The 14,600-nt window shown below is 41.9% G+C and carries 17 protein-coding genes; 11 read left to right on the top strand and 6 right to left on the bottom strand.

The features are described from left to right. The first annotated feature begins 11 nt into the window (after nt 1-11). The 6 genes from GBI16_RS05090 to rplS all read left to right on the top strand — a co-directional run bounded on the left by GBI16_RS05090 (nt 12) and on the right by rplS (nt 3,175). Nucleotides 12-485: a type IV pilin protein gene (locus GBI16_RS05090; RefSeq protein ID WP_086209021.1), complete on the top strand. Its 474-nt coding sequence runs from the start codon at nt 12-14 to the stop codon at nt 483-485. Beyond that, nucleotides 479-919: a type IV pilin protein gene (locus GBI16_RS05085; RefSeq protein WP_162900245.1), complete on the top strand. Its 441-nt coding sequence runs from the start codon at nt 479-481 to the stop codon at nt 917-919. The genes GBI16_RS05090 and GBI16_RS05085 overlap by 7 nt, the downstream gene beginning before the upstream one ends. Before the next feature lie 145 nt (nt 920-1,064). Then, nucleotides 1,065-1,322, top strand: coding sequence for a 30S ribosomal protein S16 (gene rpsP / locus GBI16_RS05080; RefSeq protein WP_004718284.1), 258 nt, complete (start codon nt 1,065-1,067; stop codon nt 1,320-1,322). A 25-nt stretch (nt 1,323-1,347) separates the two neighbouring features. Continuing rightward, nucleotides 1,348-1,896 (top strand): ribosome maturation factor RimM, encoded by a 549-nt coding sequence (gene rimM / locus GBI16_RS05075; protein ID WP_151706643.1) that lies wholly within the window; start codon nt 1,348-1,350, stop codon nt 1,894-1,896. 27 nt (nt 1,897-1,923) lie between these two features. After that, a complete protein-coding gene (trmD, locus tag GBI16_RS05070; RefSeq protein ID WP_086209019.1) occupies nt 1,924-2,667 on the top strand; it encodes a tRNA (guanosine(37)-N1)-methyltransferase TrmD in 744 nt (247 codons plus the stop codon). Nucleotides 2,668-2,803: 136 nt separating this feature from the next. After that, nucleotides 2,804-3,175, top strand: coding sequence for a 50S ribosomal protein L19 (rplS, locus tag GBI16_RS05065; protein WP_004974529.1), 372 nt, complete (start codon nt 2,804-2,806; stop codon nt 3,173-3,175). Nucleotides 3,176-3,235: 60 nt separating this feature from the next. On the opposite strand, the gene GBI16_RS05060 is transcribed toward rplS, so the two are convergent. The 3 genes from GBI16_RS05060 to GBI16_RS05050 all read right to left on the bottom strand — a co-directional run bounded on the left by GBI16_RS05060 (nt 3,236) and on the right by GBI16_RS05050 (nt 6,434). Then, nucleotides 3,236-4,207 (bottom strand): triacylglycerol lipase, encoded by a 972-nt coding sequence (locus tag GBI16_RS05060; RefSeq protein ID WP_086209018.1) that lies wholly within the window; start codon nt 4,205-4,207, stop codon nt 3,236-3,238. Nucleotides 4,208-4,379: 172 nt separating this feature from the next. Continuing rightward, entirely contained in the window at nt 4,380-5,363 is a 984-nt protein-coding gene (locus GBI16_RS05055) for an esterase/lipase family protein (RefSeq protein ID WP_404814577.1), read from the bottom strand. Between the two features lie 36 nt (nt 5,364-5,399). Beyond that, entirely contained in the window at nt 5,400-6,434 is a 1,035-nt protein-coding gene (locus GBI16_RS05050; protein WP_086209017.1) for a lipase secretion chaperone, read from the bottom strand. A gap of 155 nt (nt 6,435-6,589) precedes the next feature. On the opposite strand from GBI16_RS05050, the gene truB reads away from it, so the two are divergent. The 3 genes from truB (at nt 6,590) to GBI16_RS05035 (ending at nt 8,917) form a co-directional block, all read left to right on the top strand. Further along, nucleotides 6,590-7,495, top strand: a complete 906-nt coding sequence (gene truB, locus GBI16_RS05045) for a tRNA pseudouridine(55) synthase TruB (RefSeq protein ID WP_086209016.1) — start codon at nt 6,590-6,592, stop codon at nt 7,493-7,495. A gap of 33 nt (nt 7,496-7,528) precedes the next feature. After that, nucleotides 7,529-8,296, top strand: coding sequence for a TSUP family transporter (locus GBI16_RS05040; protein WP_086209015.1), 768 nt, complete (start codon nt 7,529-7,531; stop codon nt 8,294-8,296). Between the two features lie 162 nt (nt 8,297-8,458). Further along, nucleotides 8,459-8,917, top strand: coding sequence for a hemerythrin domain-containing protein (locus GBI16_RS05035; RefSeq protein WP_151706642.1), 459 nt, complete (start codon nt 8,459-8,461; stop codon nt 8,915-8,917). 40 nt (nt 8,918-8,957) lie between these two features. Here GBI16_RS05035 and GBI16_RS05030 read toward each other — a convergent pair whose 3' ends face one another. The 3 genes from GBI16_RS05030 to serA all read right to left on the bottom strand — a co-directional run bounded on the left by GBI16_RS05030 (nt 8,958) and on the right by serA (nt 12,255). Further along, nucleotides 8,958-9,830: a DMT family transporter gene (locus GBI16_RS05030; RefSeq protein WP_151706658.1), complete on the bottom strand. Its 873-nt coding sequence runs from the start codon at nt 9,828-9,830 to the stop codon at nt 8,958-8,960. Nucleotides 9,831-10,008: 178 nt separating this feature from the next. Beyond that, nucleotides 10,009-10,884, bottom strand: a complete 876-nt coding sequence (locus tag GBI16_RS05025) for an EamA family transporter (protein ID WP_151706641.1) — start codon at nt 10,882-10,884, stop codon at nt 10,009-10,011. Nucleotides 10,885-11,022: 138 nt separating this feature from the next. Beyond that, the gene (gene serA / locus GBI16_RS05020) at nt 11,023-12,255 is read right to left on the bottom strand and encodes a phosphoglycerate dehydrogenase (RefSeq protein ID WP_086209011.1); all 1,233 of its coding nucleotides are present in this window, start codon (nt 12,253-12,255) and stop codon (nt 11,023-11,025) included. Nucleotides 12,256-12,619: 364 nt separating this feature from the next. Between serA and GBI16_RS05015 the strand changes: the two genes are divergently transcribed. Continuing rightward, nucleotides 12,620-14,029, top strand: a complete 1,410-nt coding sequence (locus GBI16_RS05015) for an FAD-binding oxidoreductase (RefSeq protein WP_086209010.1) — start codon at nt 12,620-12,622, stop codon at nt 14,027-14,029. A gap of 141 nt (nt 14,030-14,170) precedes the next feature. Beyond that, nucleotides 14,171-14,542: a hypothetical protein gene (locus GBI16_RS05010; RefSeq protein ID WP_087527330.1), complete on the top strand. Its 372-nt coding sequence runs from the start codon at nt 14,171-14,173 to the stop codon at nt 14,540-14,542. Nucleotides 14,543-14,600 lie beyond the last annotated feature (58 nt).

Below are 14,600 nucleotides of genomic sequence, written 5' to 3'. Positions count from 1 at the left end.
CGGGATAAATAATGAAATACTCTTCTAAAATAAAAAGTAGTCAAGGTTTTACTTTGATTGAGGTTATGGTTGTTGTTGTGATTGTTGCAATTTTTGCAGCAATCGCAATTCCTTCATATCTAGAGTATGCGCGCCGTGCGACAGCGTCTCAGGCACAACAAGAAATTCAGCGATTAGCTGTGCTATTAGATCGTCATAAGGCGCGTAATTTTAATTACAGAGGTTTTTCGATATCATCGACAACAGTGGCTCAGGATTCTAGTTTTCCATATACCATTTCAATAGTTGATAATTCTACGAGTAATCCTGCATTGAATGCTAACTCCGCAATAGGACAAGGATGGGCGATTAAAGCTGAGACTTCTGACCCGAAAAATTATACTTTCTTGCAGACAAGTACTGGACTTAAATGTAAGAACAAAACATCAGCAGTCGTTACATTTGATTCTTGTAGCACAACAGACAATGGATCTGAAGAATGGTAATTCAAAAGTATAAGGGTTTTACTTTAATCGAACTCATGATTGTGGTTGCTATTATAGCTATATTAGCTGCGATAGCTTATCCTTCCTATACACAGTATAAAATTCGGACTAATCGTGCAGATTTGCAAGTAGAGTTGATTCGTATAGCACAACGTTTGCAAGCATATCAATTGGTCAATCACACTTATTCTGGTGCAACTTTAGCGGGTATCGGCGGTTCATCTACTTACCCAGTTACAGATGATGCAGTATATGCGATTGATTTAGCAATAGATGGTGATAATTTAGGTTACGTTTTGACCGCAACTCCTATTGCAACATCAATTCAAGCAGATAATGGTGTTCTTTGTTTAAATCAAGAAACCCAAAAATACTGGGAGAAAGGTGCGACGGCTTGTGCATTATCCTCAACGTCAAGTTGGGACGGTAGATAAAATCCAAATTCAAAATTGTGGATAAACAAATTTTGATCTTTCTTTCGCTCTAAAGATAACGTAAAATACTGCCCTCTATGAAAGGGGTTTGAAATGTATCGGTGGTCGATACAGGGATAATCCGTAAAAACTATAAGGTTGTATCATGGTAGTTATTCGCCTAGCACGCGGTGGTGCTAAAAAACGTCCGTTCTATCAAGTTATTGTAACTGATAGCCGTAATGCACGTGACGGTCGTTTCATCGAACGTATTGGTTTCTTCAACCCAACAGCTCAAGGTAAAGCAGAAAAACTTCGTTTAGATGCTGACCGTTTTGCGCACTGGGTTGCTCAAGGTGCTCAACCATCTGAACGTGTTGCTTCTTTAGCTGCTCAAGCTAAGAAAGCTGCAGCTACTGCATAATTTTTGATTAAGTAGTAGGTAGCCCATGACACCAACACAGAATGTTCCTGAAGATCGTATTCAGATTGGACAGTTGCGTTCAGCATATGGATTAAATGGGTGGCTCTGGATCTATTCCAATACAGAACCTATGAGCAACATTTTTGACTATCTTCCTTGGTATATTGAGACCAAAGAAGGTTGGCAAACAGTTGATGTAAAACGTTGGAAACCACATGGCAAAGGCTTGGTTGTTGCGTTGAAAGGTGTGATTGATCGCACTGCAGCAGATAACCTAGTTGGTGCAAATGTATGGATTCCAAAAGCGCAATTACCTCAAGCGGGTGTGGATGAGTTTTACTGGTCTGATTTGAAAGGCCTAACAGTGTTAGGTTTGGATGATGAGGAACAAGAAGTAAATCTCGGTAAAATCCATGAGCTGTTTGAGACTGGAGCGAATGATGTCATGGTGGTTCACGCAACACCAGACAGCATTGATCGCGAAGAGCGCATGATCCCATGGCATAAAGATGTGGTACAACGCGTTGATCTCGAAGCTGGTCGTATCTACGTTAATTGGGGCGTGGATTACTAACTATTTTTGGAAATACGGGGGTCTGCGATGTTTTTTGCAGTCATTACGCTTTTTCCTGAAATGTTTGAAGCGATTACAGCCTACGGTATTAGCGGGCGTGCAGCAAAAAGTGATTTAGTACAAGTGACTTGTATTAATCCTCGTGATTATGCTGAGGGCAACTACAAACGAGTGGATGAACGTCCCTTTGGTGGTGGTCCAGGTATGGTGATGATGGCTGAGCCTTTGGCGAAAGCGATTCAACATGCCAAAGAGCTTGCAGTGCAAGCAGGTGCAGTTCATGTTCCTGTGGTGTATATGTCACCGCAAGGAAACACCTTAAATGAGCATGCGGTACAACAGTTCGTCGACTATGATGGATTGATTGTGTTGTGTGGTCGTTACGAAGGGGTTGATGAGCGTCTGATCCAAAAATATGTAGATCAGGAATGGTCCATAGGGGATTACGTTTTGTCAGGTGGAGAGCTTCCTGCGATGGTTTTATTGGACAGTATTATTCGGAGACTTCCGGGTGCAATGTCTGATGAACAGTCTCATGTGCAAGACTCATTTGTGGATGGTCTTTTGGATTGCCCACAATATACCAAGCCAGACCATTTTGAAGGTTTGGATGTCCCTGAAGTCTTAAAGTCGGGACATCATGCCAATATTGAGAAATGGCGGTTTTTGCAGCGTTATCAACGAACCAAAGCACGCCGACCTGAGTTGGTGGAGAATGTTGAGTTGAGCAAGCAGCAAAAGAAATGGCTAAAAGATTTGGATACTCAATAAAAGTATCCTTTTAATAGGCTCTTTATGCATTGAAGTGGTCAGGCATAAAGAGAAAGCTAATCGGGTCTATGCGTTTTAGCCTCTATACCCAGTGGATCTCAGACCTCTTCTGACCCACACATATTGGAGATACCCCATGAGCGGTAAGCATCCTTTAGTACAAGCTGTAGAAAATGCACAGCTTAAACAAGACATCCCAGCTTTTGCACCAGGCGATACAGTAATCGTTCAGGTTAAAGTAAAAGAGGGTGACCGTGAGCGTCTTCAGGCATTTGAAGGTGTTGTAATTGCGAAGAAAAATCGTGGTTTGAACTCTGCGTTCACAGTACGTAAAATTTCAAGCGGTGTTGGTGTTGAGCGTGTATTCCAAACTCACTCTCCAATCGTTGCTAAAATCGAAGTGAAACGTCGTGGTGACGTTCGCCGTGCTAAACTTTACTACCTACGTGAGTTGTCTGGTAAAGCTGCACGTATTCGTGAAAAGTTGCCAGCACGTAAACAAGGTTAATTTTAACTTTGCTTATTTGCTAAAAAATGCGCCATTAGGCGCATTTTTTATGTTTAAGTTTTACAGCCCTTGAAGTTTTAAGCGATTAGCATGTTGACGATAGACATCAACAGGATCTGGAGCAAAAATAGAACGTAAACCAAAGAACTGGTTAATGACATCTAAATGGTTCCAGTTATAGTTATCGCGAACTGTTTTGCCATACTTTGCACTACAGCGTGAGACCAAGCCATCGTTATCATTTGGTGCTTGCATGAGTAAACCTGTTGCACCTAATAATGAGTCTGGATCAAGAATGTTGGTTAATGTTGAGTTCCCCGAGAAAGAATAGAAGTAAATTCCTTTCTCCATGGCCGTACCTTCGCCACAGCTTGTTTTTGGCATACCTAAAGCATATTTTTGTGAAAATGCTTTTGATCCTGCTTGACTTAAACTTTTTCCTGCACCAAGTGCGTCATGTGGTAGAGAGTTAGGGTCTTGCTGCTGTGCCCATACAATCGCCTTAGATCCAAAATTAATCAGCGCCACCAATGGCTGTTCCAATGGGGTTCCTTGTGCAGAAATAATCAGATCTGCAACAGGAGAGCCTTTTAAAGGGCTGGAAATAGCCGTTGCTGAAGCAATTTTATTGGAAGCAACATTGGAGACATAGGCAATGCTATGCCCACCATGGCTATGACCAAGCAAATTAACTTTAGCGGCGCCTGTAATGGCTAAAACTTCATCAACTTGTTGTAGTAGTTGCTCGCCACGAACCTCAGACGTGTTAAATGGAGAAACCCGTGTTGCCCATACATTTGCACCGTTACGGGCTAGGTCAGGCAAGATTTGATACCAATAATCCACACCCAGCTCATCCGTACCTGCACGAATCCAACCTCCCATGCCATGTGCAAAGACTAAAGGATATTTGGTCTTTGCGTAGCTAGAGGCAACATAGCTTGATTTAATTTGCGAAGCAGCCGCATGAGTTTGTGTTGCGGTCAGTGCGTAGGTCGATAGCAGTCCAGCTATCAATAGTCCATATTTCATTGATCATCCTCATTTTTTATTTTTTTGGCGACAATTTAAGTTGTCAAGATGAGTATAAAATGTGCGCTGTCACAGCGGGAAGAAATCCGATTAAATTAAGTACAATTTGTAACTGGATAATTCATAAAGCGCTTCTCTTCAAAACGCATGGGGTTTGAAGAGAAGCATATAATTAAAGACCTTGAAGTTTTAAACGATTGGCATGTTGACGGTAAACATCGACAGGGTCGGAGCTAAATAGACCGCGTAAACCCATCACTTGGTTGACTTCATCTAAATGATTCCAATCATAATCATCACGAATGACTTTACCAAAGTGTGTATTACAACGGGATACCAGCCCATCATTGTCTAAATTACCATATGCTAAAGGTCCTAATAGTGAGATTGCACTATCTGCGACATCTAAAATATTGGTGACTTGTGAAGTACCAGTCCAAGAGTAGTAATACACGCCATTACTTGAAGTTGCACCACTCTTATTACAGTCTGAGGCAAGCGCTGTGGTTGGGTATGTTTGATTAAAAGTACTAGACCCTTGTTCACTAATAGATGTCAGTGATGCGGTTAAGTTGCTTTTTAATGATGGATTGTTTTGACCATAGGCAATTAATGGGCCAATAATATAATCCGCAGCAAGACTGAGCAGTTGTGTTCCACCTTCATTGGCAAGAAGTTTATCTGCTACTTTCGAACCACGGAAAGTTGCTCCAACACCTGTAAGAGATGCTACATATTGCGGTTTGACTGCCTCAACATAGCGGATGGTAGGCCCACCATGACTATGCCCAATCAAATTAACCTTGTCTTTTCCAGTAATGGCAATCACTTCTTCAACTTGTTGTAGCAGTTGTTCACCACGTACTTCAGTCGATTCAAGCGGTGAAATTTGTGCAGCAAAAGTCGTTGCGCCATTTCGAGCTAAATCGGGTAAAATTTGATACCAATAATCAAGCCCAAATTCTGCAACGCCCACACGACTAAAACCAAACATCCCGTGAGTAAAGAGGAGGGGATATTTTGTTTGTGCATAGGTACTTTTTACGGTTGCCGTTACCGTTTGTAGACCTGCGTTTGCTGTTGTTGAGCCGAGTCCAATACCTGCAACCAAGCTGAGTAGTGTCATTGTTTGTTTCATTATTTTCGTTTTAAACATTTTTTTTCATCCTGAAAAAAGTCGTGCCGTACAGATTTATTCTGCGTAAGGGAGTTTTCCCCCTGAATCATGAGTGGTTTCAAATGCTCCTAGTCGAAGTTGTTCTTGGGAATTGCTAAATTGTTGATCTCGAAGTTGTTGGATGGCTTGCTGTTGAGCACTTTGGCTCATGTTACTTTTTAAAATACCATCACGTTTTTCTAAGTAACTATTGACCCGAGATTTCCAGTTACCGCGATCTTGGTCAAGTTGCTCGAGCCGTCCTGTAGCTTCTACACCGACCAGATTGATGCGCATTTGACGTAGCTCTTCTACAGACCCGCCACGGGCTTTAATCTCTGAAGTGAGTTTGCGCAAATCTTCGAGTTTAGAAAGTTGTTCTAAATTCTCTTTCCAATCTTCTGGCAGCTGAGCAAATAATTCCTTCAGTTTTTGTGCTTTTTGTACTTCGTTTAATGATTTATCTGCCATGATGCTCATGCGATTTAAGGTATACTCATGGTAGATATTTTCAGCACCAAATAAGCCTTCAATTTCATAGTCTGAAAAAAACTGGCTACGCAAGTTTTTCATGAGACCAAAAATCTTACGGTAATATTCAGGGTCTTCTTTACTTAGACTTGGTTCTTTTAAGCTACCCAGTTGCACACGGTAGTCTAGATAGCGGTTCCAAAGGTCTAAGATCTGTTTTAAAGCAGGTTCTTTATAGCCTTGCTCTATATAGGCTTTAAAATCTTGTTTAATTTGGTCAATATTTTTTTCACCGTACTGGGTAATAAAATATTCAAAGCAATTTCGTGTTTGCTCATTCACAATCAAATGATTACTTGGATCGAGTGCAAGTTGGCAATTCACTTCAGTGTCTTGCTGGCTATTGCTTACAAAAGGGAGTGCTGTGGAGGATTGTAATCCTGATTTGGTCAATGCTGCACTCATATCATGTCCTGATGAGCGCATGGTGCTTTGCTCGTTGCTTGAGCCATCTGTAGCATTTGGCGCAAGCCAAATTAAAAAGCCAAGCACGACAATAACGATGACTGCGAAGAGCAACCATAATTTCTTTTTTTGCATATCCTATGCCTAAACGTCCATATTGTATTTTTTATGATGTTCATATGACTGAACATGTTTTATTTTGCAATGAGAATGCAAATAAACAACAGAAAAGTTGTAAAAACTGATGAACGGTTGATAGTATGACGACAGCTTTAAGACATGTGTATGTTATGAAATCATCTACTTCAAAAATCCAGCGCCGTGCAGTCAATGGGGTATTTTTATTGAATAAACCTCTGGGGCTGAGTTCAAATGCGGCACTGCAAAAAGTACGTTGGTTGTACCGTGCGCAAAAGGCAGGGCATACAGGAGCACTTGATCCATTAGCGTCGGGACTGTTGCCGATTTGTTTGGGTGAAGCAACCAAGTTTTCGCACTTTTTGTTGGACTCTGTGAAGCGCTATCAAACTACAATCCAACTAGGTCACAGTACCACCACAGGTGATGTGGAGGGCGAACGGCTGTTAGAGCAGGTTGTACCTGAGTTAAGCGAAGAGCTGATTGAAGCCATTTTGGCTCAATTTATGGGCGATATTCAGCAAGTACCACCGATGTATTCCGCTTTGAAGAAAGATGGGCGTCCTTTATATGAGTTAGCTCGTAAAGGAATTGAGATTGAGCGTGAGTCACGCCCGATTACGATTTATGCGATTGAGTTGCTTTCATTCACAGCAGAAAGCTTAACCCTTGATATTACTTGTTCCAAAGGCACATATATTCGTGTTTTAGGCGAAGATATTGCGAAAGCATTGGGTACTTATGGTCATTTGACTTATTTACACCGCATTAAAACGGGTCATTTTGATCTGATTCCAAGCTATAGCATCGAGTATTTAGAAAGTTTGTCTGAACAAGAGCGTGAAGCACTGTTGTTACCTGTGTATGCTCCTGTAGATCATTTTCCGAAAGTACAAGTTCCAGAAGGGCGCAGTGAATACTTCAGTCGCGGTATGGAAAGTAATATTGAGCATACAGCAGAAGCACAGGTCTTGGTTTTCGATGGAGAAAAATGCTTAGGTTTGGCTGAAATTACCGAGAAGAAAAGATTGGTTCCTAAACGTGTTTTAAATCTATAATTAAAATATATCACTTGGTAAAAAGGAAAGGGTGTGGATATTGACATTATTATCAGTCTGATCTTTTTTGCCTTTTGTGCAGGGGCAATTGATGCTGCTGTTGGTGGTGGCGGGCTGATCCAAATTCCAGCCCTGATGAATGCTTTTCCTTCTATGGCGCCTGCAACTTTATTTGGTACTAACAAATTGGCGGCAGTCGTGGGAACAGCGACTTCCGCAGTCTCTTTTGCACGTAAAGTCCGCTTTGAATGGAAACTTTTAGCAGTAGTCGCAGTTTGTGCAGCGATCAGCTCATTTGGTGGTGCTGCCAGTGTTGCGATGATTCCGAAAGAAATTTTACAGCCTTTTGTCTTGGTCATGCTGATTGTGATGGCGGTATATACCCTCATGAAAAAGCAATTTGGACAAGTCCATATGGCACAACAGGTTACACCGAAAATTTTGCTTTTAGCAGGTGTTGGTAGCCTAGCCATCGGTTTTTATGATGGCCTGTTTGGCCCTGGTACAGGTAGCTTCTTTATTTTCTATTTTATCCGATATTTACGGGTCGACTTTTTACATGCAGCAGCACTGGCTAAAATTGGTAACGTAATGACCAATTTAGCTGCTTTGAGCTTCTTTATTCCCTCGGGTCATGTGCTCTTTGTCGTTGGTGGCTTCATGGCGGTGGCGAATATGATCGGATCCATTTGTGGTGTAAAAATGGCGCTGAAATATGGTAGTGGCTTTATCCGTATTTTATTTCTCATCTTAGTTACGATTCTGATTTTAAGGCTCAGCTATCAAATGTTCTTTATGTAAAGACACAGCAGATTCATTCAAACTTTTATTACAAAAAGCGTGCAGACCATGACCTGACTTTTCATCTTTTTTGTTTAAGATCAATAGAGCGTGCTTAACGCTGTGTAGAGATTCTTTGCAAAAAAAAGAGATGTTTTAGCTTGAATTGGACTGGAGCATAGAATGAATATATTTGAAGCTTTAAGAGAAAGTCATGTCATACAACGTAATTTGGCAGAACAATTGTTAAGCACCTCGGGCGATGCGCCAGAGCGCCGTGAGCTATTTGAGCGCCTTAAAAATGAATTATTTGCTCATGCTGTTGCAGAAGATCGTTATTTTTATATTCCTTTAATGATGACCGATTCAGGCCTCAACATTACCCATCATGCTTTGGCAGAGCACCATAAAATGGATGAGCTATTGGAGCAACTGACCGAGACAGCGTTCTCAAATCCAGGTTGGTTGGCAATTGCAAAAAAACTATCGGAAACTGTACATCATCACTTACAAGAAGAGGAACATGGTTTCTTTCAGCAAGCCGGAAAAATTTTAGCTGACACGCAGAAGATAACACTTGCGGAGCAATATCGGCGTGAATATAGAAAATATAAAAAAATCGACAAAGACAGCTTGGTCTAAGGTTGTTTTCAAATAAAGTACGATTGTGATCTTTGCTGATTCAGACGCTTTCATCTGTGTCAGATTTAGCTCTAAATGTCACGCCGACAGAGGCCACTATAATGCAAAGCAACGCTAAGGTTTGCCACAGGCTAATTTGTTCTTTGAGTAACAACCAACCAGCCAAAGCGGCTAAGGCCGGGGATAAACTGGAAAGAGTACCGTAGCTGAGTTTACTCAAGCGTTTTAAGGCCATGAGGTCTAGGGCGTAGGGAATCGCAGTTGCCAATAGGGCAATCAATAAGGCTTTGGGCCAATATTCGGTTTGCATCAAGGCTGTTGGATTATGTGAGGCACTGATGGGTAACAGCAATAAAGCTGACATCACAATTGCAATACTGAGAGCATGCATGCCGATATTTTGACGGACGACTTTTTGCCCAAAATAGATATACAGTGCCCAGCAGGCTCCTGCCGACACTGCAAATACTGCACCTAAGAAAGAAAAATTACTGGCGTTGGCCTGATGCCACGGCACCATGAGTGCAATGCCTAAAATGGCCAATCCGACCCAAATATAATCACGTTGTTGCTTGATCGACAGTAGTGCCAAAGTCAGAGGACCTAAGAACTCTAAACCGACGGCAATACCTTGAGGAAGTCTACCTAGCGAAGCGTAAAATAAAATATTCATGAGGCATAAAGCTGCTGTATAGCTGAGTAAATCTTTCCATTTTAAATGCGGTAGGCGTTTGATAATGTTCCATGAGCGGAACATCAGCACAATTAAAATTGCGGCAAAGCACAGTCTAAGGGTCACCACGGTGAGGGGATCCAGCACTGCAATCAACTGCTTGGCAAAAGAAGCACTGATTTGATAGGACAGCATGGACAAGACCATGAACATCACTGCCATCAGTTGAGAATTAGGCATCATGCATGCATCAGGTCATGGTGACCTGTTATTTTTAGAAGGTGGATTAGTATAGCGATTTCGCTCTGCATGGGGATGCGAAATCAGCTGAATTTTTTAAATGCAACAACATGAATTTAAAAATAATGTCTACGCAGGCATGATGCTAATTTTTAAATTTAAATATCACTAAAGACCTTCACTGTGTGATTTGACGTGCTTTTTGCGCGGTATAAGTACAACCAATGGATGCCATGATAATGACACTCAAGGCAAGCCACTGAGACCACAGTAGTTTCTCACCTAAAAATACAAAACCAGATAGTGCTGCAATCGCAGGCTCTAGGCTCATGAGCGTACCGAAGCTTAAAGCGGTTAAATTGCGCAGTGCAATCATTTCCAGACTAAACGGTAAGGCACTGGCTAAAACAGCTAAGGCAATAAAATAAATTAGATTTGAGGGTTCAAAGACATTTGTAGGTAAACCACTGAACAGAGCGAGCGGCATTAATATCAGCATACCGACAAACATGCCTAAGCATACGGTATGGTTGCCTGAAATACCCGATGGGCGCTGTCCCGCCACGATATACAAGGCCCAACATGCACCTGCACCTAGTGCAAATACAATCCCAAGAGGGTCTAAAGGTTGAGCTGCTTGGTCGAAAGGAAACAGTAAAACCAAGCCTAAAATAGCTAGCCCGACCCAAACAAAGTCAAAGCGTTGTTTGGCATAAAACAGAGCGACACTGAGTGGGCCAATAAATTCAAACGACACTGCAATGCCGAGCGGCAGGCGAGCAATGGATAAATAAAACAATAGGTTCATGCCTGCCAAAGCAAAACCATAGCTGATGATGGCCTTGTATTTAACTTGCTTAAAGTCAATCTGCCAAATTTTAAACAGTACGGCCAAAATGATGGAGCCCAACAGCAAGCGCATGGCGGAAACAGTTAAAATGGGAAATTGATCGAACAAGACTTTGGCCAATGAACCACTACTTTGTAAGCTCAGCATTGCGATGAGTAACAGTAGAATCGCTTGTAATGGTGGGGATTTTTTTAGATTTGGCATTATTAGAAGACTAAGTAGATGTATGAATACTTGAAAAAATGAGCGGAGAATGTACGTGGAACGCACATAAAATTTTAACAAGTATTCAAAAATAAAAAAACCACAGCTTGGCAGCTGTGGTTTTTAAATACAGTTGAATTAGAACAATACGCGAACGCGGATTGTGCCTTCAACGTCTTGTAGAGTATCTAACGCTTCTTGAGATGCAGTTGCGTCTACATCCATCACCAAGTAACCGACATCACCTTTGGTCATGAGAGACTGACCTGAGATGTTGATGCCGTGCTCAGCAAACAAGTTGTTGATTTTTGACAACACGCCTGGCACGTTTTTATGGATGTGAAGTAAACGGTGTTTGCCTTCAGTCAATGGTAAAGCGATTTCTGGGAAGTTTACTGCAGATAAAGTCATGCCTTTATCTGAATAAGAAACAAATTTCTCAGCCACTTCTAAACCAATGTTCGCTTGCGCTTCCATGGTTGAACCACCCACGTGAGGGGTTAAGATCACGTTTGGAATGTTACGTAGTGGAGAAACGAACTCTTCACCATTGGCTTTTGGTTCTTTCGGGAATACGTCAACCGCAGCACCAGCAACATGTCCTGATTTCAAGGCATCTGCTAAATCTTCGATAAGTACGCATGTACCACGTGCAGCATTGATGAAGATTGAACCTTCTTTCATTTGTGCAAATTGGTCTTTACCGAAGAAGTTGCGTGTAGACGGAACGTCTGGTACGTGTAAAGAAACCACGTCAGCATTTGCAAGAAGTTCACCCATAGAACCGACTTGACGTGCATTACCCAAAGGCAACTTGGTCACTGTGTCGAAATAGATCACTTTCATACCCATGCTTTCAGCAAGCACAGAAAGTTGTGAACCGATTGAACCGTAACCGACGATCCCTAAAGTTTTACCACGCGTTTCAAACGAACCAACAGCTGATTTGTTCCAACCGCCTGCATGTGTATCTGTTGACTTTTCAGGTACACGACGAAGAAGAAGAATTGCTTCAGCAAGTACAAGTTCAGCCACTGAACGTGTATTTGAGTAAGGTGCGTTAAATACTGGAATACCACGAACCATCGCAGCATTTAAGTTCACTTGGTTGGTACCAATACAGAAACAACCGACCGCGATCAATTTATTCGCAGCTTCAAACACTTCTTCAGTGAGTTGTGTACGGGAACGAATACCAATGAAATGTGCATCTTTAACCGCTTCTTTCAACGCTTCACCCTCAAGCGCAGTTTTACGATAGTCGATGTTGGTGTATCCGGCAGCATTTAGTGTGTCGATTGCGTTTTGGTGAACGCCTTCTAACAACAAGAAACGAATTTTATCTTTAGGAAGTGAAAGATGTTGGCTCATTACGGCTCCGCTACAAAGGCCAAATTTAGTGGCGATATAATAGCACGTACCGCGCTCGATATACATTTCCTTTATACAGACTCTATTGGGTATTTTTAGTCGCTATAGTGCGTAAAAAAGGCTTTTTGGTCTAATTAAATTAATCATTTCAAAGGTATCCTGAATAAAACAGCTTTTTCTGCGGGAAACAGAAAAAATGCCTTATAATATGACTCCGTGAAAATAACTCAGTTGCGCACTGCTACTGAAATCCTCACGAACTGCCTAAGCTTTAGGGTATGCAAAGACTGAAATCAAACACTTTCCCAGCATAGAACCCTAGCGCCACAAACAACTTGTTTACTTCTTGCAAGGTCTGAAAACGATGAATGCTCCAGTCGCTTTAACCCCAGAGTTATTGACCCAATTGACAGCAATTGTAGGTGAAAACCGCATTAAAACCGATGCGGATAGCCTTGAAAATTGGGGACGCGATCATACCAAACATTTTGATCCAAACCCGTCAGTCATCGTTTTTCCATCAAGCACAGAACAAGTGCAAGCGGTTGTAAAACTTGCAAATGAGTTTAATGTTGCAATTACACCATCGGGTGGTCGTACTGGCTTATCTGCCGGTGCAGTCGCTGCCAACGGTGAAATTGTGGTGAGCATGGACAAGATGAACCAAATCTTGGAATTCTTCCCAGCAGATCGTATGGTTCGCGTCCAAGCAGGCGTGGTGACTGAACAGCTGCAAAACTATGCTGAAGAGCAAGGCATGTATTACCCAGTGGATTTTGCTTCTGCGGGTTCGAGTCAAATTGGTGGAAACATTGGCACCAATGCTGGCGGTATCAAAGTCATTAAATACGGCATGACGCGTAACTGGGTACTCGGTTTAACTGTAGTCACAGGTAAGGGTGATGTGCTGCGTCTAAACAAAGGCATGATCAAAAACGCAACGGGTTATGCACTACAACATTTGTTCATTGGTGGTGAAGGCACACTGGGCTTAGTGACTGAAGCAGAAATCAAACTGGAACGCCAACCGCAAGACCTTCAAGTAATGGTATTGGGTGTACCTGATTTTGATGCTGTAATGCCTGTATTGCATGCTTTCCAAGCCAAAATTGACCTGACTGCATTTGAGTTCTTTGGTGAACTGGCAATGCAAAAAGTGTTGGCAAATGGTCATGTGCAACGTCCATTCGAAACCGAATGTCCATTCTATGTATTGTTAGAATTTGAAGCGCCATTTGAGCCAATTATGGACAAGGCGATGGAAATTTTTGAGCACTGTATGGAACAAGGTTGGGTACTAGATGGCGTGTTGAGCCAAAGCCTCGATCAAGTGGAAAGCTTATGGCGTTTACGTGAAGACATTTCTGAGTCAATTGCACCATTTACACCGTACAAAAACGATATTTCAGTTCTGATTACGCATGTACCTGCATTTATTAAAGAAATTGATGCGATTGTGGCAAGCAACTACCCAGACTTTGAAATCTGTTGGTTTGGCCATATTGGTGACGGGAACTTACACTTAAATATTTTAAAACCTGCGGACTTAAGCAAGGATGAGTTCTTTGCCAAATGTCAGGTGGTGAATAAATATGTCTTTGAAACCGTGAAAAAATACGACGGTTCAATTTCTGCTGAGCACGGTGTCGGTATGACCAAAAAGCCATATCTTGATTACACCCGTTCGGCGGAAGAGATTGAATATATGAAGGCATTGAAGCAAGTTTTCGATCCAAACGGCATTATGAACCCAGGTAAATTATTCGACCTTTAAGTTCGAATTGGGTTTCAAAAGCGCATTCATCGTGATGCGCTTTTTTTATGGTTGATGGGACTGAATTACATTTGCTAAATAGTGTAATGGTCACAAAAAAGGCATGATGGACTGATAAATAATGAATTTTGGGTGGGATTTATGTTGCGTCTTATTTTAGCTTCAGCCGTATGTGTGGGATTATTGTCAGGCTGTGCGACGACGAAAGAGTTAGTAAATAAAGTCGGTTCGTCAGATACACCGTTGGCTCAGGTACTCAAAGAGCGTCCAGATTTGCGTAATGAGCTAGCTACGGTTGAGATCCGTCAATACTTTAATACAGTTGAGTCCCCGACTGCGGCAGAAGTCAAAGTGACAGAAACAGGGTTGTTAGATGATTCGGTAAAGTCGGTGCGTACCGTGTATAACTTTAAATTGGTTGGTGGCGACTGGGAAAAAACTGCGACGAAAACCTCTTACCAATGTGCGCGCGGTAAAAACACCAAGAACTTCCAAACAGCAAAATGCTCATAATAAATCTTTGATTTATGGTTGAACTTTAGGCGAGTCTGCCTCATAAAAAGCGTATCGG

Origin of the sequence: Acinetobacter sp. TUM15064, from assembly GCF_008980265.1 — a bacterium.
In the GTDB taxonomy this organism is placed as follows: Bacteria; Pseudomonadota; Gammaproteobacteria; order Pseudomonadales; family Moraxellaceae; genus Acinetobacter.
The sequence above is the reverse complement of the archived record's forward strand: the minus strand, read 5'-3'. Positions and strand labels throughout refer to the sequence as shown.

Excerpts from the sequence above, each read along its gene's own strand:
- rimM (WP_151706643.1), top strand. The coding sequence starts at position 1,348 with ATGACACCAACACAGAATGTTCCTGAAGATCGTATTCAGATTGGACAG.
- GBI16_RS05025 (WP_151706641.1), bottom strand. The coding sequence starts at position 10,884 with ATGCCAAATCTAAAAAAATCCCCACCATTACAAGCGATTCTACTGTTA.
- GBI16_RS05035 (WP_151706642.1), top strand. The coding sequence starts at position 8,459 with ATGAATATATTTGAAGCTTTAAGAGAAAGTCATGTCATACAACGTAAT.
- truB (WP_086209016.1), top strand. The coding sequence starts at position 6,590 with ATGAAATCATCTACTTCAAAAATCCAGCGCCGTGCAGTCAATGGGGTA.
- GBI16_RS05015 (WP_086209010.1), top strand. The coding sequence starts at position 12,620 with ATGAATGCTCCAGTCGCTTTAACCCCAGAGTTATTGACCCAATTGACA.
- serA (WP_086209011.1), bottom strand. The coding sequence starts at position 12,255 with ATGAGCCAACATCTTTCACTTCCTAAAGATAAAATTCGTTTCTTGTTG.
- GBI16_RS05090 (WP_086209021.1), top strand. The coding sequence starts at position 12 with ATGAAATACTCTTCTAAAATAAAAAGTAGTCAAGGTTTTACTTTGATT.
- GBI16_RS05060 (WP_086209018.1), bottom strand. The coding sequence starts at position 4,207 with ATGAAATATGGACTATTGATAGCTGGACTGCTATCGACCTACGCACTG.
- trmD (WP_086209019.1), top strand. The coding sequence starts at position 1,924 with ATGTTTTTTGCAGTCATTACGCTTTTTCCTGAAATGTTTGAAGCGATT.
- rpsP (WP_004718284.1), top strand. The coding sequence starts at position 1,065 with ATGGTAGTTATTCGCCTAGCACGCGGTGGTGCTAAAAAACGTCCGTTC.
- GBI16_RS05055 (WP_404814577.1), bottom strand. The coding sequence starts at position 5,363 with ATGTTTAAAACGAAAATAATGAAACAAACAATGACACTACTCAGCTTG.
- rplS (WP_004974529.1), top strand. The coding sequence starts at position 2,804 with ATGAGCGGTAAGCATCCTTTAGTACAAGCTGTAGAAAATGCACAGCTT.
- GBI16_RS05050 (WP_086209017.1), bottom strand. The coding sequence starts at position 6,434 with ATGCAAAAAAAGAAATTATGGTTGCTCTTCGCAGTCATCGTTATTGTC.
- GBI16_RS05085 (WP_162900245.1), top strand. The coding sequence starts at position 479 with ATGGTAATTCAAAAGTATAAGGGTTTTACTTTAATCGAACTCATGATT.
- GBI16_RS05010 (WP_087527330.1), top strand. The coding sequence starts at position 14,171 with ATGTTGCGTCTTATTTTAGCTTCAGCCGTATGTGTGGGATTATTGTCA.
- GBI16_RS05030 (WP_151706658.1), bottom strand. The coding sequence starts at position 9,830 with ATGCCTAATTCTCAACTGATGGCAGTGATGTTCATGGTCTTGTCCATG.